The following is a 19213-nucleotide window of genomic DNA, read 5'->3' on the forward strand; positions in this document are numbered from 1 at the left end:
CACCCACCAATCCGACATCGCACCGGGCGGCCGCACCTGCGATGGCGCGGAAACGCCGCGCTAGTTGCACTGTCACGGCAAGGTCGGCGCATCGGGAACGGTGGGCAGTGGACGTCGCGCAATCCGCTCGGCCTCTACACGTGTGAGACCGAACGCCTGCAACACAATGGCGGCGGTTCGCTGGGCAAACTTCTCCTCCTTCGAGCGAAGCACCTTTCGCGCACGAACGGTCCGCTTCGATGAGATGGCCAGTTGCAGTTCGGCGGCAATTCCCGCGAGCACCGTGCCAATCACGGTGATAACGGACATGAACCGGTCCGCGATCACAAAGCGCCTTTCTGAAATGCCCTTCTCGCTATCGCGCAGCAGGCGCAGGCCGAGACCCCTGCTGAGCAGGCGCGGCGACAAACCTTCGCGAATGAGAAGTTGCCCCCAAACTGGCTCGCGGTAGGCCCGCAGGAGCGTGTGACGGACTGAGACGGCGATCACTTCCGCTGGATCGGACAACCCCGCGGCGAGGCGATCGAGCGTATCCGCAAATTCCTCGAACAGCCATTCGATGAGCGCCGTGAAGATGCCTTCCTTGGATTCGAAGTGGTTATAGAAGGAGCCGAACCCGACGTCGGCTGCCTCGGTGATTTCGTTAATCGTGACGGAGCTCAAACCCTTGGCCGCCACCAGTTTCAGCGCAGCGTCGAGCAGGCGCGCGCGCGTCTCGCGTTTGCGACGGGCACCGCGCGGATAGCTTCGATTGATCGCGTCGCGGGACGCACTTGGCGCCTTGAGAGAGCGTCCGCGGCTCGCGCGCGGATTGGGGGCTTGTGGCATGTCGGCTCCGTAGTCGTGGTTATTCGATGTCTGGATTCTAGATTTTTATGTCATAGTTGACAATATGCTCAGTATTGGGTCTAATCTCATCCGAGCCGCCGACAACCGGACGTACGAAGGACCCAACGATGCCGACGGAGCGAAAAAATTCCGTTAGCGGTCGATCTCAAGTCCTCGGCCGGAACTGACAGACCCGCAGATCACCGGGCGGTAGGCATGAACGGGCGCTGCCCCACGTACTGGTTGCGTGGAGGCACATCGAGATGGCAAGTGCCGACATGCACGTCGATAAGTAGGACTAACGTATCAACGAAGCTTGTTTTATGCGTCCGCGCTGATAGCGAACCGTGCTTGCTGGCACTCGGGTTTGCACGGCATCGGGAAACTTTCTTACCAGGGTTATCACCCGTCTTGTGAACATCGTGAAACATTCCGGCCCTATCGCGCAGGCGCCTGCGCGTCGCTTCTTACCTTCCCTCGTCCAATCTCCGCAGTGCGCACGCATGGTGCTTGCGGCTTGCTGCGCGGTCATGCTCGCGGCATGCCACCAGCGCGAAGCCGCCGCTCCAGAGCCGAAGCCCGTGGTCGCCCTGGCCGTCCACGCTGACGGGCGCACGGCAAGTGCGTCGCTGCCGGCTCAGGTGCAGGCGCGCTACTCCACGGCGCTTTCGTTCAGAGTGGGCGGCAAGATCATCGAACGGCGCGCTCGCCTCGGCGACGCCGTCAAGGCGGGACAGGTTGTTGCGCTGCTCGACCCGACCGATCTGCGCAGTAACCTGGCCAACGCGCGAGCGCAGCTCGATGCCGCCGAACACCGGTTCGTCTACGCGAAGCAGCAGCTCGATCGCGATCAGGCGCAGGCGCAGGCAAACCTGATTGCACCGGCGCAGCTCGAACAGACGCAGGACGCATACGCATCCGCTGTTGCGCAGCGCGACTCGGCACGCGCCCAGATGGCGCTCGCCTCGGACAATCTGCGCTATGCGACGCTGACAGCGGACCACGACGGCGTGATTACCTCGGAGGACGCCGACACGGGCCAGAACGTTCAGGCAACCCAATCCATCTATCACCTCGACTGGACGGGCGACGTAGACATCGTCTGCGACGCGCCCGAGCGCACGCTGAGCTCGCTGACAGTCGGCAGCATGGCGCGCGTAACGCTGCCGGCGCTACCCGGCAAGACCTTCGAGGCCCGCGTGCGCGAGGTGTCGCCTAGCGCTGATCCGCAAAGCCGCACCTGGCGCGTCAAGCTCACCCTGAACGCGCCCAGCCCTGCAGTGCGCCTCGGCATGACGGCCACCGTTGCGTTCGATGCCGTCGGTGACGCGTCGGGCGCACAGCCGTTCACTGTGCCGGTGACGGCGCTCTTTCATCAGGGCGAGAACCCTGCTGTCTGGGTGGTGCGTACCGGCACCGACACACTCGAGCTGCGTCCTGTGACGGTGCAGCGATACGACGAGCGCACGGTCTCCATCGCATCGGGCCTCCGCGACGGCGACCGCGTCGTGGTGCAGGGCGTACACGCCGTTAGCACGGGCCAGCACGTGCAGGTGGTGGCGCCCCTGCATCGGGAGGATTTCCCGTCATGAACTCCCGTGACCAAGAACCCGTGCGCGAGAGCGCGCCTGTCCCGTCTTCCGGGGCAGACAAATCTGGCGAAGGCGGCTTCAATCTTTCCTCCTGGGCGCTGCGTCATCAGCAGCTCGTGATCTTTCTGATCGGGCTCGTCACGCTTTTCGGCGTGATCGGTTATACGAAACTCGCTCAGTCGGAGGACCCGCCGTTCACCTTCCGCACGATGGTGATCAAGACCTATTGGCCCGGTGCGAGTGCGCGCGAGGTGCAGGAACAGATCACGGACCGGATCGGCCGCCAGCTACAGGCCGCGCCGAACATCGACAACATCAAGAGCTACTCGCGGCCTGGCGAGTCGATGATCTTCTTCGCCATGAAGGACTCCGCGCCCGTCAAGGAAGTGCCGGAAACCTGGTATCAGGTGCGCAAGAAGGTCGGCGACATTGCCGCGACGCTGCCGAAGGGAACCGTCGGTCCGTTTTTCAACGACGAATTCGGTGACGTCTACACCAACATCTATGCGCTTGAAGGCGACGGCTTTTCGCCGGCGCAACTGCACGACTACGCTGACAAGCTGCGCACAGTCCTGCTGCGCATACCCGGTGTGGCGAAGGTCGACTATTTTGGCGACCCCGATCAGCACATCTTCGTCGAGATATCGAATGCGCAGCTCACGCGGCTTTCGATCACGCCGCAACAGCTCGCGCAGGCGATCGACGCACAGAATGCCGTGGCGCCCGTCGGCACCATCACGACCGCGGACGACCGCGTGTTCGTGCGGCCGAGCGGCGCGCTCAAGGATGTGCAGGCGCTCTCCGACATGCTGATCACCATCAACAAGCGCACGTTCCGGCTGGGCGACATCGCGAAGGTCACGCGCGGTTATGACGACCCGCCGGCGACCCAGATGCGCGTCGGCGGCCAGGCGGTGCTCGGCATCGGCGTGACGATGCAAAAGGGCGGCGACGTGATCGACCTCGGCAAGGCGCTCGACGCAAAAGCCGCCGAACTGCAGGCCACGCTGCCGGCGGGTCTGAAACTCGCGGCGGTTTCGAGCATGCCGCACGCGGTCAAGCACTCGGTGGACGAGTTCGTGAAATCGGTGGGCGAAGCGGTGGCGATCGTGCTGGTCGTGAGCCTCGTCTCGCTCGGCCTGCGCACGGGAATGGTCGTAGTGATCACGATTCCGATCGTGCTGGCGGTGACGGCGCTTTGCATGCACATGTTCAATATCGGGTTGGACAAGGTTTCGCTCGGTACGCTCGTGCTCGCGCTAGGCCTGCTCGTCGACGACGCGATCATCGCCGTCGAAATGATGGCGGTGAAGCTGGAACAGGGCTGGAGCCGGGCGCGCTCGGCAGCGTTCGCGTATACCAGCACGGCATTTCCGATGCTCACAGGCACGCTCGTCACCGTATGCGGCTTCCTGCCGATTGCGCTCGCCAAATCGAGCACGGGCGAATACACGCGTTCGATCTTCGAAGTGTCGGCCATCGCGCTGATCGTTTCGTGGTTCGCGGCAGTCGTGCTGGTGCCGTTGCTGGGTTATCACCTGCTGCCGGAACGCAAACCTCAACCCGGCGGTGCACACCATGATCCGCATGAAATCGGCAACACCGGCTTCTACCGGCACCTGTCGGGATGGGTTGGGTGGTGCGTCGAGCGTCGATGGGTCGTGCTCGGCGTCACCGTCGTGCTTTTCGCGATTTCCATGCTGGCCTTCACGCGCGTGCCGCAGCAGTTCTTCCCGAACTCGGAACGGCCGGAACTGCTGGTCGATCTGCGATTGCCGGAAGGCGCCTCGTTCGAAGCGACGCTGCGTGAAGCGAAGCGCCTGGAAAAGGTGCTCGACGGCAAAGCCGAGATCGACCACTTCGTCGACTTCGTCGGCACCGGCGCGCCGCGTTTTTACCTGACGCTCGACCAGCAGCTTCAACAGCCGAATTTCGCGCAGTTCGTGATTACCGCAAAAAGCGTGGAAAACCGCGAGGAACTGATGCGTTGGCTCGACGGCAAACTCGAGAAGGATTTCTCCGGCGTGCGAGCGCGCGTCTCCCGGCTCGAGAATGGTCCGCCGGTCGGCTTCCCGATCAAATTCCGCGTGAGCGGCGACGATATCGCGACCGTCCGATCGATTGCGCAGACGGTATCGGACAAGGTCCGCGCCGATCCCCGCACGCGCAACGTCCAGTTCGACTGGGACGAGCCGGCGGAGCGCTCGATCTCGTTCGAGATCGATCAGAACCGCGCGCGCCAGCTTGGCGTCACGTCGGAAGACGTGTCGAACTTCCTCGCGATGACGCTATCGGGCTACACGGTGACGCAGTACCGCGAGCGCGACAAGCTGATCAACGTCGATCTGCGTGCGCCCAAGAGCGAACGTGTCAATCCGGCGCAGCTGACCAGTCTCGCGATTCCGACGCCCCACGGCCCGGTGCCGCTCGGTTCGCTCGGACACGTGCGCAATACGCTCGAGTACGGCGTCATCTGGCAACGCGACCGTCAGCCGACCATCACGGTGCAGGCGGACGTGCGCGGCGACGCGCAGGGCATCGACGTGACCCACGACATCGAACGTGCGCTCGCGGCGGAAACCGCCAGGCTGCCGGTCGGCTATCGCATTCAGGTGGGCGGCGCGGTCGAAGAAAGCGTGAAGGGCCAGACGTCGATCAATGCCGAAATGCCGTTGATGATCATCGCCGTGCTGCTGTTGCTGATGATCCAGCTCAAGAACTTCGCGCGGACCTTCATCGTCGTGCTGACGGCGCCGCTCGGTCTGATTGGCGTCGTGGCCGCGCTGCTGCTGTTCGGCAAGCCCTTCGGCTTCGTCGCGCTGCTGGGCGTGATTGCCATGTTCGGCATCATCATGCGCAACTCCGTGATTCTGGTCGACCAGATCGATCAGGATATCGCGGCAGGGCAGCCGCGCTTCGACGCGATTATCGGCGCAACGATAAGGCGTTTCAGGCCGATCATGCTGACTGCCGCCGCCGCCGTCCTCGCGCTGATTCCGCTGCTGCGCTCGGGCTTCTTCGGTCCGATGGCGACCGCACTGATGGGCGGTATCACGATTGCGACGGTACTGACCGTGTTCTTCCTGCCCGCGCTGTACGCGGCGTGCTTCAGGGTCCGGCACGACGAGCGCGGAACGCAACCGGTCGTCGCCGAGCAGATGGAGGTTTGATGATGAGCTTCGCCTACAAGACATCCGTGATGGCCGTGGCTGTGGCCATCGCACTGACGGCCTGCACGTTCGGCCCGAACGGCGCACCCCCGGCGATGCCTTCGCCTGCGCACTACGGTGCCGAGGCACAGCCGGCGAAGACCGTCGCAGCGGGCGGCGTGGCGCAGCAGTTCGATATCGGCGCAGTGGGCGTTCCGCAATGGTGGCAGCTTTACCGGTCGGACGCGCTGAGTGCACTGGTCGAGGAAGGCTTGCGCAACAGCCCCACGCTCGGGGCTGCGCAGCGGACGCTCGCAGCCGCGCAGCATGAGTTGCGCGCCCAGGTCGGCGCATCGACGCTGCCTTCAATCGATGGTGCCGCACAAGTCGATCGCGGGCGTTCACCGCTTGTGCCCGGCATTGGTCCCAGCGAGGTGCGATATAACTTTTTTGCCGGACAGGTTCTCGCGTCCTACACCTTTGACCTGTTCGGTGCGACGCGTTCGGCGAATGCGGCCAGCGCCGCTCGCGTAGACGTGCAGGCGTATCAACTGGAGGCGGCGCGGCGCGCGCTGGCGGCAAACATCGTCGGTACGACGATCAGCGTGGCGGCACTCGATCGCCAGATCGCGCTCACCGAACGGCTCGTTGCCGTGGCCAGGACGGCCGCGGACGAGGACCAGCACCGCTACGCGCTCGGCTCGGTCTCGCGTGCGCAGGCGCTTGCGTCGACGCAGGATGCGGCTTCGGCTGCGGCGAGTCTTCCTGCGTTACGCCAGCAGCGCGCCACAGCCATCCATGCGCTCGCGGTGCTGATGGGGCGCACGCCGGACAACGCCCCGGCCGTTCCCGATCTCGACAGCCTGACGTTGCCCGAACACGTGCCCGTCGTGGTGCCGTCGGACCTGCTGCGTTCGCGTCCCGACGTACAGGCAGCCGACGCCGCCGTGAAGGCCGCTGCCGCCGATGTCGGCGCTGCGACCGCGCAGCTCTTTCCGAGCCTGTCGCTGACGGCCTCGATGGGCCGCGGCGGCTTTAGCTGGCCCGCGGTGCTCTCGGGAGCGGGCGGACTCTGGGCCATTGGTGCGAGCCTGTCGCAACCGATCTTCCATGGCGGCGCGCTGTTCGCGCACCGCAAGGCGTCGATCGATGCTTACGATGCGGCGGTGCTGAACTACAAGTCCACCGTTCTGTCGGCGTTCCAGAATGTCGCGGATTCGCTTGCCGCGCTGGATAACGACGCACAGACACTCGCGTCGACTGAAGCAGCGGCACAGGCAGCGCAGGCGGGATTCGACGATACCGCGTCGCGCCGCCGCATGGGTTCGCTGCCGTCAACGGCACAGTATGCCAGCGAGCAGCGCTTTCTCAACGCACAGATCGGCGCCGTGCGCGCGGCAAGCCAGCGCATGAACGATACCGTCGCACTGTTCCAGGCGATGGGCGAACTGCCGCCGGGCCAGCCGCAAACAGCGTCGTCGCAATGATCGCGTGTCGATGAAGACGGGAAGAGCGACCTGCCGATCAGGCCGCTCTTCCCCGACTGTACCGGCGGGTATCGGAGCAGTCGTTTCCTATCCGAAATAAGAATGCGCCCACGCACGGGAAGGTCAAGCCGGACTTCACGTGCATCGAACGCGCCAGAACTTCAGGTTGTCCAGTTCCCTGTATGGAATATAAGAAACTGATCGCCTGTCATGAGTGCGATCTGCTGTTTCGCAAGCCGCTGCTGCGGGGCGGGCAGACTGCGAGCTGCTCGCGCTGCCGTGCGGGCCTGGAAGGAACGCAGGGAGCGGGCGTGCCGCTCGACCGGATTGGTGCGCTCACCGTTGCAGCTTTGATCACATTCTGTATTGCGCAGGCTTTCCCGGTTATACAACTGCAGACCAACGGTATGACGTCGGAGGCGACGCTATTCGGCGCGGTGCGCTCGTTGTGGACGGGCCACATGCGCATCGTCGCAACGATGGTCTTCTGCTCGGCGATCCTGTTTCCGCTGATCGAACTCCTCGCCCTTCTCTATGTCCTCGTTCCGCTGCGCCTTGGCAAGGTAGTACGTCATTTCAATCGAATGCTTCGCGTCGTGCAACTCATCCGTCCATGGGGCATGATCGAAGTGTTCATGCTCGGCGTGGTCATCACGATCGTGAAAATGGTCAGCATGGCGCAGGTGATCCCTGGGCCAGGACTGTTTGCATTCGGTGCACTCACGTTGATGTTGGCGTTTCTCGCCACTTTCGATCCGCGCGTGCTCTGGTCGACGCGGGACGAAATAAAGTTTCGACAACCCGCTGAGATCCGCTGGACCAGAGTGAAGCGCAGGTGCGCCCCGCGTGCCGCGACGTTCTTCGGCCTGAAGCCCGCGCCGGCGGCGCATATGACGGCGCGCAGCGCCGGGCTCATAGCCTGTCATACCTGTGGACTGGTGCAGAAGCACATCGCGGCGTCGTCAGAGCAGCGCTGCTCGCGGTGCGAATCGGTGCTGCACACGCGCCATCCCGATAGCGTGACGCGCACGTCGAGTCTGGTTCTTGCCGCCGCGCTCGCCTACATACCCGCGAATCTGTTGCCGATCATGCACGCGTCATCCCTCGGGCACTCGGAGGACGACACGATCCTCGGCGGCGTGGCGTACTTCTGGACTTCAGGCGACTGGCCACTCGCCGTCGTCGTGTTCGTAGCCAGCGTCGTGGTGCCGATGCTCAAACTCGCCATTCTCACGCTGCAGATCGTAGCGGCCCGTCGCAGTCCGGACTGGCAGCCGCTCGAACGCGCGAGGCTGCATCGGCTCGTCGAGTGCGTGGGCCGGTGGTCGATGCTCGATATCTTCGTTGTCGCCCTGACGGTCGCGCTGGTGCATTTCGGTTCGTTTGCGGTTGTCACTGCCGGTCCGGGCGCGCTGGCTTTCGGCGCGGTGGTGATTCTCACCATGCTCGCGTCGCATCAATTCGATCCGCGGCTGATCTGGGACGACGTCCGCTGCGGGCCAGCGCGTGGTTCACGGCGATGAACGAATACCGTTCTAGCGGCGTCCGCACTCCTAAATAACCTCATATTTGCGTACTACTCTCCGAGCGATGCATCTTCCCACGCCACCCAGACCTGACATCAAGCCGCGAAAACGCTGGATTCCCTCCCTCATCTGGTTAGTGCCGCTCATCTGTGCGCTGATCGGTGTGGCGCTGGTAGTCAAATCCGTCACCGACAAGGGACCGACAGTGACGGTCACGTTCAGCAACGCTGAGGGCATGGAGGCGGGCAAAACGAAGGTCAAATACAAGGACGTGGAGATCGGTTCGGTACAGGCGGTCGCGCTGTCAAAGGACCTGCAGCACGTCATCGTCACGATCGAGCTGACCAAACAGGCAGAAAAATTCGCAAGCCGCGGCACGCGCTTCTGGGTGGTTCGCCCGCGCGTGGGCGCTAACGGCATCTCGGGCCTCGGTACGCTGCTCTCCGGCGCGTATATCGGTGTCGACGTCGGGCAGTCTTCGGAAAGGCAAACCGCATTTGTCGGCCTCGAAAGTCCGCCGATCGTCACGTCCGGGCAGCCGGGACATCAATACACGCTAAGAGGCGACTCATTGGGGTCCGTCGATATCGGCGCGCCGATCTTCTACCATCGCGTCCGGGTAGGCCAGGTGGTCGGCTTCTCGCTGGATCCGAATGGCACCGGCGTCATCGTCAATGTTTTCGTCAATGCGCCGTTTGACCAGTATGTCGGCACCAATACACGGTGGTGGCACGCAAGCGGTGTCGACCTCCGTCTGGATTCGAACGGATTGAAGCTCAATACACAATCTCTGGCCACGGTGGTCGTCGGAGGCCTCGCGTTCCAGTCGCCGCCGGGTCAGGACGCCGGACAACCGGCCGCTGAGAAGGCCGTGTTCCGACTCGCATCGGACGAGTCGGACGCGATGCGCGAGCCCGATGGCGCGCCGCTCAATGTCGTGATGCGGTTCAACCAGTCGCTGCGCGGCCTGTCTGTCGGCGCTCCCGTCGACCTTCGAGGCATCGCGCTGGGGCAGGTGACGGACATCGGTATCGAATATAACGAAAAGGAGAAGAGTTTCAGCATGAAGGTATCGATGGCGCTGTATCCCGACCGGCTCAGCCGGCGCTCCAACGAAGCGCTACCGGCTCCGAACTCGCAGGGTGGTCATGAGTTGCTGGAAAACCTCGTCATGGAGGGAATGCGCGGTCAGTTGCGAACCGGCAACCTGCTGACAGGCCAGCTATTCGTGGCGCTCGACATGTTTCCGAAAGCGCCTCGGGCGAGCGTCGATGTTCATCGCAATCCTATTGAACTGCCGACTGTGCCTAACACCCTTGACGAACTTCAGGTGCAGATTGCCGATATTGCGAGGAAGCTGAATCAGGTGCCGTTCGACAAGATCGGAGCCAATCTTAACGGCGCACTTGAAAACGCCAACAAGCTGTTCGGGCACATGGACACAGAGGTCGTTCCGCAAGCCCGCGACACGCTGGCGGCCGCGCAGAAAACCTTCAGTACCGCCGAAACGACGCTCCGGCAGACCGCGCCCCTGCAGTCGGACATCCAGGATGCGATGCAGGAAATGACACGCACCCTGCAATCCCTCAATGCGCTCGCCGATTATCTGGAACGTCATCCCCAGGCGCTCCTGTTCGGCAAGAAAGGAGACCAACGGTGAAACTGATCCAATCCCGCGCGCGGCGCGCGATCGCCCGTATTGCGACCGTCATGGGTCTGGCCGCGCTGAGCGCCTGTGCTTCCCCGCCGGCCCGCTTCTACACACTCGGCACTGACAGCGAACCGACGCGTGCAAACGTTACGGTCAGTCCGGCCTTCCGGATCGACATGCGCACAGTGAAGGTGCCGGTTTCAGTCGCAAGGAGCCAGCTCGTCGTACAGGTCGATGCGGCGCGCGTCAGGATTCTGGAAAACGAGCGCTGGGCATCGCCGCTTGCAGACGAGATCCGCAATGCGCTGCTCGCGGCCGCGACTCGACAGGCGGGCGGCCCCGACACGTACCAGCCTGGTCACGCCGAGGACGCTCGCACGTATCAGGTCTCCGTCGACGTGCAGCGTTTTGAATCGTGGCCGGGCTCACACGCGCTGCTTGACGTCACCTGGAGTGTACGCAAGTCGAACGACTCACGAACATTGACCTGCCGCAGCATAGTCAGCCAGCCCGTATCGGCCGGCTACGATGCACTCGTCAACGGCCATCGAGTCGCAGTGAGAAGGATAGGCACTCAAATTGGCGAAGTCGTCCGGGAATTTTCGGCGGCGCCGTTCGTGTCCGCCGTTGCACCGGCGCGCATGCCTGCGAGTACGAGAAGTTCGGCGTTGTCATGCCCGACTCTAGCAGGCTGAACCGATACAGGAATTGGTGCGTCACGCCGACAAGGAGCGCGAGCTGATTGCTAGCGTCGAGGCTTTAGCAGGTGATTGAGTTTAATCGCTAGCGGCCCGACCGGGCTTCTCCGCCGGGCCGCACCCGGCTGACTTCAGGCCGATCAGACCGATGGCGCCGGACCTCTTGATTCAATTGGCGTCGACAGTCTCCTCCACGACCGGCAGCGGACGCGCTGCAATCTTCTCCGCCTCCGCGCGCTTGAGTCCGAGTGTCTGCAGCAGCATTGCTGCAGTACGCTCAGGGAAGTGCTCCCCGCTAAAGCCAAGCTCCTTGAGTACGCTTGCCGCGGGCGCGCCCGGTGCGACGAAGTTCAGCTCGGCGGCGATTGCACAGAGGACCGTACCGGCTACCGCAAGAAATCCGATGAACGGGTCGGCGACCACAAAGCGCTTCGCGGCAATGCCATTCACAATGTCGCGAAGCAGCCGCTGGCCCAGTCCGCGGCTCATCGCATGCGTCGGAATAAACCCTTCACGTACCAGGAAACGTCCCCACACGGGGTCTTGCTGCGCACGCAGGACCGTATGACGCACGGCGACAGCGATCACCTCGGCCGGGTCGGAAAGGCCAGCGGCGAGGCGATCCATCATGTTAGCGAAATCCTCGAACACCTCGTCGACAAGCGTCGCGTAAATCGCCTCCTTCGATTCAAAGTGGTTGTAGAACGAGCCAAAGCCGACATCAGCGGCTTCGGTGATTTCATTGATCGCTACGCCCTCCATGCCTTTTTCGGCCATCAGCCTGAGGGCGGCGTCGAGCAGACGGGCACGCGTCTCGCGCTTGCGACGCGCACCGCGCGGCTCGCGTTGTTCGGGAACGGCAACCGGGGCGACTGGCGCCGCGCGGGTAGGACGCTTTGTAGTGTTCGGCATGATGGATCCAAGCTTGGTTATGCCTAAGTATAGATCGTAATGTCTAGGTTGACAAAACGCTCAGGAATGACTTTAATGTCATTAAAGGCGACCCGAAGGCCGGCCTTACATACAAGTACAACAGACAACATCTGGAGTGACTGTGGAGACAGCAGCAAAGGACGGCGCCGCGCCGTGGAGCCGGAATGAACAGGTTCGTCCGCCGATTGGCGCATTACCGTCGGTGGTTGACGTCTTACTGGTGGGTTGCGGACCTGTCAGTGCAACGATTGCCAATCTACTGGCGCGCTACGGCGTGCATGTATTGATTGTCGACAAGTCAACCGAGGTTTCCATCGCGCGCCAGGCAATCGAGCTGGATAACGACGCGCTGCGCATCCTTCAGCTTGCGGGCATTGGGGAGCACGATTTCGAGACCAGCACCATTCCATATGTGCGGATGAGAACGCCCATGCTGGGGCAGGTCGGCCAAATCAGTTCGGCGAGCCGCCTGGCTGGCTATCCGAAGCCCGTCACGTTGTACCAGCACGAACTCGAGCGGTGCCTGCGGGCCCGGCTCGAGAAATACGACTGTGTGCATATCGCGCCAGGTGTCGAACTGGGCAGCTTCACGGAAGAAGGCGACCATGTGCTCGCGTCGCTGGAGCTTGATCACGGCCGCCCTCACATCGTCCGGGCGCGCTACGTGGTCGGTGCAGACGGGGCGTATTCACTGGTTCGGCAGACTATCGGGCCGCACTTCTGGGGTAAGACATTTGCCGAGAAATGGCTCGTTGCCGCTGCGCGGCATCTTTCGCGCCCAGCCGATGATATCGAGTTCATCTCCGATCACCGTCGGCCAAACCGGTGCATGGTCGGGCTCAGCGGGCGCGAGCGCTGGAAGTTCATGCTGCGGCCGGACGAGCGCCACGAGAACATGAAAGCCGAGGTCCGCATACGCGAGACGGTCGCTCCATCGGGCAACCCGAACGACACGATGATCGAGCGCAAGGCGGTGTATCGCTGCCGAACGCGAACCCTTAGTGCATTCAGCCGGGGGCGTGTCTTCTTCGCGGGCGACGCCGCGCACATTAGGCCTCCATCCGTCGGCCGAGGGTTGGCCGCGGGACTGCGAGATGCCGCCAACCTGTGCTGGAAGCTTGCATGGGTGGTGCAGGGGCGAGCGGATTCACGCATTCTCGACACTTACGACGAGGAGAGGCGGCCCCACGAGAAGGCGATAACAAAGCTCGCAAGGTTCATGAGAAAGCTCGTCACGCCGCGCAATGGCGGCATTGCCTTGTGGCCTCATGGGCTAATGCAATTCTCGCCGCCGGTGCTCCCGCTGCGTGCGCAGCCCGAGGAATCGCAGATCCAGCCGAAAAAAACAACTAGAAGAGGTGTGTTTGTCAAAGGCCGCTCGCCGACGAAGCTTGTGCGCGGCGCAGTCATTGGGCAGGGGCGGGTACGTGGTTCGGATGGCAAGGCGCGTCCGAGCGACGAGGTGTTCGGGCAGGGCCTGGTGCTGATTGGATTTGGCACAGATGCCCGAGCCTCGCTTGATTCTTCTGAGGCAGCAGCCTTCGCGCGTGCCGGCGGAAGCACTGTGCAGATCGCACACCGTGGAGAGCGGCCGCATCTCGCCCGGCATGACAGCTGGGAGGACCTCGACGGTGTGTTCCTTCCGCGTCTCGTACCGGTTGGTTGGGCCGCCGTGGTGCGGCCCGACAAGACCGTCGTTCACGATGGCCCGGCGACCGATGCGTCGCGGCTCGTGCGCGAGAGTCTTTCCTTGCTAGGTCAGCACTGCTGGGTCATGCAGTGATCGCGAAGCCGCATGCCGTCTCGAAACCCCATTCACACCGTGTGATCTCTTATCGCCATGAACCTGACCACTGTACAACCAGCCCGTCACCCCGATCCTACGACGAAAGCGTCGGCATTGGCCTATCTGATATTCGACCGGCCAGATCTCGAGAAAGCCGAGCAATTTCTCAGTGACTTCGGGCTCCGAACGGTATCGCGCGATGAATCGCTCCTGCTGCTGCGGGGAACGGGTGCTTCACACTTCTGCTATGTCGTCCGGAAGGCCTCGAAATCCCGGTTCGTTGGTTTTGGGCTACAGGTCGACAACAGGGCCGAGCTTGATGCACTTGCAAAACTGCCGGGCGCCTCGGACGTCGAACGCTCGCCCCTGCCCGGCGGCGGCTATACGGTACGGCTGACCGATCCTTCAGGCTTTCGCGTCGACGCGATATGGGGCCAGCAGCCAGCTTCGACGTTGTTTCATCGGCCACCCTTGCCGTTCAACTCCGTGGATGCGACGGTCCGGATCAACGGCACGCAGCGACCGCCCGAAGGCGCACCGGAAATTATCCGGCTCGGACACGTCGTGCTCGAACTCGTTGACTATCAGGAAACCTGCGCGTGGTATACGCGGCATTTCGGCTTCATCCCCAGCGATGTGCAGGTGCTTCCCGATGGTTCGCCCGCCGTCGCGTTCATGCGGCTCGATCTCGGCGACAAGCCAGCCGATCACCATACGCTCGCGCTTGCACAAGGCTTCGTGCCCACCTACAGCCATAGCGCGTACGAAGTCGTTGACGCCGACGCGATTGGCATGGGCCAACGCATTCTGCGCGACGAAGGTTGGACGCACGCGTGGGGGATCGGTCGGCATAAGCTGGGCAGCCAGATCTTCGATTACTGGCAAGACCCATGGGGCGACAAGCACGAGCACTATTGCGACGGCGACCTCTTTACGGCGGACGCGCCGACGGGTGTCCATGCGGTGAGCCGCGAGGCGATGGCCCAATGGGGACCGACGATGCCACGCAGCTTCACGAAGCCCAGGTTCACACCCGCGAGCGTCGTGGGACTTTTCAGAAACCTGCGCCGCAGCCCCGACCTGACGTTGAGCAAGCTGCGCACGTTGGCGAAGCTTTTCGCCTGAACCACCCCACTTTCATAGAATCCGGAGATCGATAAATGGCACTTCACGTTCTGCATTACCTTCATGATGGCCGCGCCCAGTGGGGCGTAGTCGCTAATGGCGCCATCACGCCGATTCATGGCGAATTCAAGTCGACCGCCGAGTTTATCGAAGCCAACCCCGTCGAACGGCTGGCGGTACTGGACGGTTCTCCGATTCCCGAATCGGATGTGCAATGGCTGTCGCCCGTGACGGCCAACCAGCAGTTCATCTGCCAGGGCGCGAATTATCGCCAGCATATGATCGACTCGGGCGTGGACCCGGACGTGAAGAAATTCAACATGATCTTCACGAAGGCGACGAGCTGCATCGTTCCTGCCGACTCGCCCCTCGTGAAGCCCAGGGAGGTGCAGTTCCTCGACTACGAGATCGAACTCGGTCTTGTGCTCAAACGCGACGTCACCTCCCGCGAAACGGTCACCGACGAGAACCTGCATGACTACATTGCTGGTGCCGTGATCGTCAACGACTACTCCGCGCGCGATATCCAGATTCCGCAGATGCAGTTCTACAAGGGCAAGAGCTACCGCACGTTTGGCCCTGTCGGCCCTTACCTTTGCCTCCTTGAGAAACATGATATTCCGAAGTTGAAGGAGCTCGTGCTGACACTGACGGTCAATGGAACCGTCCGCCAGAATGACACGACTGCGGGTCTCGTCCATGGACCGGCAGAGACCTTGACGGAGCTTTCCGGCGTGCATGATCTGCGCATCGGTGACCTGCTCGCGACGGGCACGCCATCTGGCTGTGCGCTGAGCATTCCATCGCCCGAAAAGCAACGCGCCGCGGCGCAGCTGCCTGAAGCGGAAAAATGGCGTCTTTTCCTGAAGATGCAGGCGGACAGGCCGCAGTACCTGAAGGTGGGGGACGTCGTGGAGGCGCATATCGTCAGCCACGATCGCTCGATCGATCTGGGCGTGCAGCATAACGTCGTTGTGGAAGAGGCAGCATGAACGGCATCGCAAACGTAGACGAAGTCCTTGCCATCGAAACGCAAGGGCTGCCGGCGGATCTCCCGTCGAGCACCTACGAGATGATCTGCCGGGGCGCGGCGATTAATCCATCGGCACCGGCACTTTCGTTCTTTGCAACGGCCGACGACTATCGGAACGCCGAGTGCTGGACGTATAGCGAACTCGTCCGAGATATCACGCGCACCGCGAACATGTTTTCGCGCCTCGGAGTACAACGCGACTCAGTCGTCGCATATGTTCTGCCCAACCTCCCTGAAACGCACTTCGTGATCTGGGGTGGGGAGGCCGCCGGAATTGTCTGCGCGATCAATCCATTGCTCGAGCAGGAAGCCATCGGCCAACTCCTCAACGCTGCAGGCGCCAGCGTGCTGGTAACGCTGGCGCCGTTTCCCGGAACTGATCTTTGGCAAAAGGTACAAGCGGTGCTGCACAAGGTTTCTTCGCTGAAGAATCTGGTGCTCGTGAATCTGGCCGAACGTGTGACGGGTTCAAAACAGTCCGCGACGCGGATGCTGCAGCGTAACGAGTGTTCAAGGCTGCACGGCGAGGGCGGCGTGCGGGGCGCGGTTCCTGCGCATATCGAGATCCACGACTTCGGCGTTGCCATCGCGCAGGAGTCGGGAACGATACTTCAAGGCGCGCGGCACTTTGGCGCCGACGACGTGTCGTCGTACTTCTGTACGGGCGGGACGACCGGCCTGCCGAAAATTGCGATGCGCCGCCACGGCAATGAGGTGGCTAATGCCTGGAGCACGGGTCAATTCTTCGGCGACAGCGTCGGGCCAGGCAAGACGCTTTTCTGCGGACTGCCGCTCTTCCACGTGAATGCGGTCATGGCAACGGGTCTCCTGCCTTTTTCCAAAGGCGCCCAGGTCGTGCTCGGCACGCCACAAGGCTATCGCGGAGATGGCGTTGTCAAACGTTTCTGGGAAATCGTCGAGCATCACCGCATCAATTTCTTCAGCGGTGTCCCGACGCTTTATGCGGCGTTACTCGATATTCCTGTCGGCGAGTACGATGTGAGTTCGCTGGAGTACGGACTGTGCGGTGCGGCTCCCATGCCGGTCGAAGTTCTCCGGACCTTTCAGGAAAGGACGCGCATCCGGATTCTCGAGGGCTATGGCCTGACCGAGGGGACCTGCGTGAGCAGCGCCAACCCGCCGCTGGGGGAGCGCAGGCTGGGCTCAATCGGGCTCCGCATTCCGGGCCAGGCGATGAAAGCCGTCATCGTCGACGCTGACGGGCGATATGTACGGGACTGCGAGATCGATGAGGTCGGCCTGCTGACTATTTCCGGCCCGAACATTTTCCTCGGGTATATCGTGCCCGAGCAGAACAAGGGGCTCTGGCTGGACCTCGGCGATGGCAGGTGCTGGCTCAATACCGGCGACCTCGGTCGATGCGATGTCGATGGTTATTTCTGGCTTACTGGTCGCAAAAAGGAAGTGATCATTCGTGGCGGTCACAACATCGATCCGGCAGCGATCGAGGAACCGCTCTATCGCCATCCCGCCGTCAACATCGCGGCGGCGGTCGGTCGTCCCGATGCACACGCCGGGGAGTTGCCGATTGCCTATGTCCAGCTCAAACCGGGTGCAACCGCGACTGAGGACGAACTCGCCGAGTTCGTGCGACTCGAGATAGGCGAGCGCGCGGCACTGCCTAAACGGATCAGAATCCTGGATGCGATGCCGTTGACAGGCGTGGGCAAGATTTTCAAGCCGGCGCTGAAACAGCGCGAAACGGTAGACGCGTTACAGTCGGCACTCGTGGAGGCTGGCGTCGAGGGAGCAACCGTTAGGATCATTGAAGATACCTCGCGCGGGCTTTCGCTTCACGTCGAACTTCCCGACCCCGCGCTCGAAGAATTGGCGACTTCCGCGCTCGGGCGCTTTCCGTTCGCATTTTCGCTTTCGGTTGCCGCGAGGCCATCACGGAAAGAGCAATGTTGATGTACCAGCGGTGATAGAGACGCACAGCAGGCCAAGGTGATAGGAGCCTGACATCAGCGGGGGCGTTCAGTCACGCGCACGCGGCTCGATGCGGCGTTTCAAACGCCAGTGTCATGAGTTAAACGCTCGCGTCGGTTTAGAGGAAAGAGGATGAATACTGCTTCAGAAAGTTCCTTGCGTTCGCTTGTTGAAAAATGGCTCGGGCCAATATCGGCGAGTGCGGTTCGGATTACCCGGTTGGATTATTTTTCTACCGGCACCGCGACGGTGCGTGGTGCGTATTCCCGCCCGAGACTGAACGTTTGGCGATGCGCGCTTACTAGCGTGCAGGGCGATGGAGGCATGCTGTATCAGCAATTATTCCAAAGGCAGAGAACGAATAATTGGACGGATTAAATTATCGACACCAGGAGGTACGAAGAATAGAAAGGATGGTAAGGATTACGCGAAAGCGTATTTCCACATAACGTGTACGAGGCAGTAGCGGTGTTCTAAACACTCGTGCCTGTTTCATGTCATTTAGTCAAACTACCTAATCAGACATAACCGGCGGACCTGATAAGCGGTCGAAGCCTATGAGGAACGACGCAACGACCCCAGACGGAGCGCCGCATCGGTTCCACAGGAAGCACCACGGGTTCACAAAAATGCCCGGGCAACGAGACAGGAGAAGACACGTGAGGAATTACCGACGAATGATCAGCTCTGCCGGTATGGCGGCTTGCCTTTGCTCGGCTGCGCTTACCGACAATGCAAACGCCCAGTCGGCGGGAAGCATTACGCTGTCCACAGGATGGCTTCACATCGCGCCACAGGGCGACGCAACGCCACTCACCGTGGAGAGTATTGGCGGCGAAACGGTGAATCGCCAGCTAGCCGGTAGCGGGGCGCATGCGACGTCAACGGATACGGTGGGAATTACCACCGAGTACTACGTCACGGACAACATTGGCGTCGCTATGCTTCTGGGACTGCCATTGACAGTAAATCTGATTGGCGATGGGACGCTGGAGAAGTATGGCAACCTCGGCTCGACGAGGCCTATGCCGCCCGCCATCGAACTTCGATACCACCTGTTTTCAGCCGGCTCGAAATTGCGTCCATTCATCGGTTTGGGTGTGAACTATACGTGGTTCACCCAGGTTCGGACAACCAATAGCCAGTTTGTCACTGATAGCGTTGGTCCAGGCGGTTCGGCACACGCAACACTCAGTTCATCGTGGAATCCGGTATTCGAGATCGGGGCAAGTTACGCCATTACAAAACACTGGTCTGTCGGAACCTCTGTGAACTATATGCCGGTGAAGACCAACCTTACGTTAGACGGACACACCGCGACCGGAACTCAGATCGTTTCCAAATCGACGCTCCGGCTCGATCCCCTGAGCGTCTTCCTGAACGTCGCCTACACGTTCTAGCGCGTACCACTCGTTAATGCACCGATCGAGAGATTTGAATGCCCATCGAAGACAT

13 protein-coding genes are annotated in these 19213 nt (G+C 61.9%); 11 read left to right on the forward strand and 2 right to left on the reverse strand.

The window, feature by feature from the left end:
• Positions 1-72: 72 nt before the first annotated feature.
• On the reverse strand, positions 73-828 hold the full coding sequence (locus tag F6X39_RS24745) for a TetR/AcrR family transcriptional regulator (protein ID WP_187618505.1): 756 nt from the start codon (positions 826-828) through the stop codon (positions 73-75).
• Positions 829-1331: 503 nt separating this feature from the next.
• Here F6X39_RS24745 and F6X39_RS24750 point away from each other — a divergent pair.
• The 6 genes from F6X39_RS24750 (at position 1332) to F6X39_RS24775 (ending at position 10928) form a co-directional block, all read left to right on the forward strand.
• The gene (locus F6X39_RS24750) at positions 1332-2420 is read left to right on the forward strand and encodes an efflux RND transporter periplasmic adaptor subunit (protein WP_187618555.1); all 1089 of its coding nucleotides are present in this window, start codon (positions 1332-1334) and stop codon (positions 2418-2420) included.
• Complete coding sequence (locus F6X39_RS24755) at positions 2417-5590, forward strand: efflux RND transporter permease subunit (protein ID WP_187618506.1); 3174 nt, start codon at positions 2417-2419, stop codon at positions 5588-5590. The genes F6X39_RS24750 and F6X39_RS24755 overlap by 4 nt, the downstream gene beginning before the upstream one ends.
• A 2-nt stretch (positions 5591-5592) precedes the next feature.
• Entirely contained in the window at positions 5593-7056 is a 1464-nt protein-coding gene (locus F6X39_RS24760; RefSeq protein ID WP_187618556.1) for an efflux transporter outer membrane subunit, read from the forward strand.
• Positions 7057-7238: 182 nt separating this feature from the next.
• The gene (locus tag F6X39_RS24765; protein ID WP_187618507.1) at positions 7239-8579 is read left to right on the forward strand and encodes a paraquat-inducible protein A; all 1341 of its coding nucleotides are present in this window, start codon (positions 7239-7241) and stop codon (positions 8577-8579) included.
• Positions 8580-8646: 67 nt separating this feature from the next.
• The gene (locus F6X39_RS24770) at positions 8647-10242 is read left to right on the forward strand and encodes an intermembrane transport protein PqiB (protein WP_187618508.1); all 1596 of its coding nucleotides are present in this window, start codon (positions 8647-8649) and stop codon (positions 10240-10242) included.
• A gap of 50 nt (positions 10243-10292) precedes the next feature.
• On the forward strand, positions 10293-10928 hold the full coding sequence (locus F6X39_RS24775) for a membrane integrity-associated transporter subunit PqiC (RefSeq protein WP_222945303.1): 636 nt from the start codon (positions 10293-10295) through the stop codon (positions 10926-10928).
• 171 nt (positions 10929-11099) lie between these two features.
• Here the strand turns inward: F6X39_RS24775 and F6X39_RS37660 are convergent, their stop codons facing one another.
• Entirely contained in the window at positions 11100-11843 is a 744-nt protein-coding gene (locus F6X39_RS37660) for a TetR/AcrR family transcriptional regulator (protein ID WP_187618510.1), read from the reverse strand.
• A 142-nt stretch (positions 11844-11985) separates the two neighbouring features.
• On the opposite strand from F6X39_RS37660, the gene F6X39_RS24785 reads away from it, so the two are divergent.
• From F6X39_RS24785 to F6X39_RS24805, 5 genes are all read left to right on the forward strand, one after another.
• Positions 11986-13647 carry an FAD-dependent monooxygenase gene (locus tag F6X39_RS24785; protein ID WP_316251720.1) on the forward strand — a complete coding sequence of 554 codons (1662 nt, stop codon included), beginning with the start codon at positions 11986-11988 and terminating at the stop codon, positions 13645-13647.
• Positions 13648-13704: 57 nt separating this feature from the next.
• Positions 13705-14775 (forward strand): VOC family protein, encoded by a 1071-nt coding sequence (locus tag F6X39_RS24790; protein WP_187618511.1) that lies wholly within the window; start codon positions 13705-13707, stop codon positions 14773-14775.
• A 35-nt stretch (positions 14776-14810) separates the two neighbouring features.
• Positions 14811-15767 (forward strand): fumarylacetoacetate hydrolase family protein, encoded by a 957-nt coding sequence (locus F6X39_RS24795; RefSeq protein WP_187618512.1) that lies wholly within the window; start codon positions 14811-14813, stop codon positions 15765-15767.
• On the forward strand, positions 15764-17740 hold the full coding sequence (locus tag F6X39_RS24800; protein ID WP_187618513.1) for an acyl-CoA synthetase: 1977 nt from the start codon (positions 15764-15766) through the stop codon (positions 17738-17740). The genes F6X39_RS24795 and F6X39_RS24800 overlap by 4 nt, the downstream gene beginning before the upstream one ends.
• Positions 17741-18435: 695 nt before the next feature.
• Positions 18436-19158 carry an OmpW/AlkL family protein gene (locus tag F6X39_RS24805; RefSeq protein ID WP_187618514.1) on the forward strand — a complete coding sequence of 241 codons (723 nt, stop codon included), beginning with the start codon at positions 18436-18438 and terminating at the stop codon, positions 19156-19158.
• Positions 19159-19213: the final 55 nt, after the last annotated feature.

It is taken from the genome of Paraburkholderia sp. UCT2 (assembly GCF_014397665.1).
Classification (GTDB): domain Bacteria; phylum Pseudomonadota; class Gammaproteobacteria; order Burkholderiales; family Burkholderiaceae; genus Paraburkholderia; species Paraburkholderia tuberum.

What these genes read in the sequence shown, in the direction of transcription:
- F6X39_RS37660 (WP_187618510.1), bottom strand. Translation starts at nt 11,843, where the DNA reads ATGCCGAACACTACAAAGCGTCCTACCCGCGCGGCGCCAGTCGCCCCG.
- F6X39_RS24755 (WP_187618506.1), top strand. Translation starts at nt 2,417, where the DNA reads ATGAACTCCCGTGACCAAGAACCCGTGCGCGAGAGCGCGCCTGTCCCG.
- F6X39_RS24805 (WP_187618514.1), top strand. Translation starts at nt 18,436, where the DNA reads ATGATCAGCTCTGCCGGTATGGCGGCTTGCCTTTGCTCGGCTGCGCTT.
- F6X39_RS24745 (WP_187618505.1), bottom strand. Translation starts at nt 828, where the DNA reads ATGCCACAAGCCCCCAATCCGCGCGCGAGCCGCGGACGCTCTCTCAAG.
- F6X39_RS24795 (WP_187618512.1), top strand. Translation starts at nt 14,811, where the DNA reads ATGGCACTTCACGTTCTGCATTACCTTCATGATGGCCGCGCCCAGTGG.
- F6X39_RS24765 (WP_187618507.1), top strand. Translation starts at nt 7,239, where the DNA reads ATGGAATATAAGAAACTGATCGCCTGTCATGAGTGCGATCTGCTGTTT.
- F6X39_RS24750 (WP_187618555.1), top strand. Translation starts at nt 1,332, where the DNA reads ATGGTGCTTGCGGCTTGCTGCGCGGTCATGCTCGCGGCATGCCACCAG.
- F6X39_RS24775 (WP_222945303.1), top strand. Translation starts at nt 10,293, where the DNA reads ATGGGTCTGGCCGCGCTGAGCGCCTGTGCTTCCCCGCCGGCCCGCTTC.
- F6X39_RS24770 (WP_187618508.1), top strand. Translation starts at nt 8,647, where the DNA reads ATGCATCTTCCCACGCCACCCAGACCTGACATCAAGCCGCGAAAACGC.
- F6X39_RS24800 (WP_187618513.1), top strand. Translation starts at nt 15,764, where the DNA reads ATGAACGGCATCGCAAACGTAGACGAAGTCCTTGCCATCGAAACGCAA.
- F6X39_RS24760 (WP_187618556.1), top strand. Translation starts at nt 5,593, where the DNA reads ATGAGCTTCGCCTACAAGACATCCGTGATGGCCGTGGCTGTGGCCATC.
- F6X39_RS24790 (WP_187618511.1), top strand. Translation starts at nt 13,705, where the DNA reads ATGAACCTGACCACTGTACAACCAGCCCGTCACCCCGATCCTACGACG.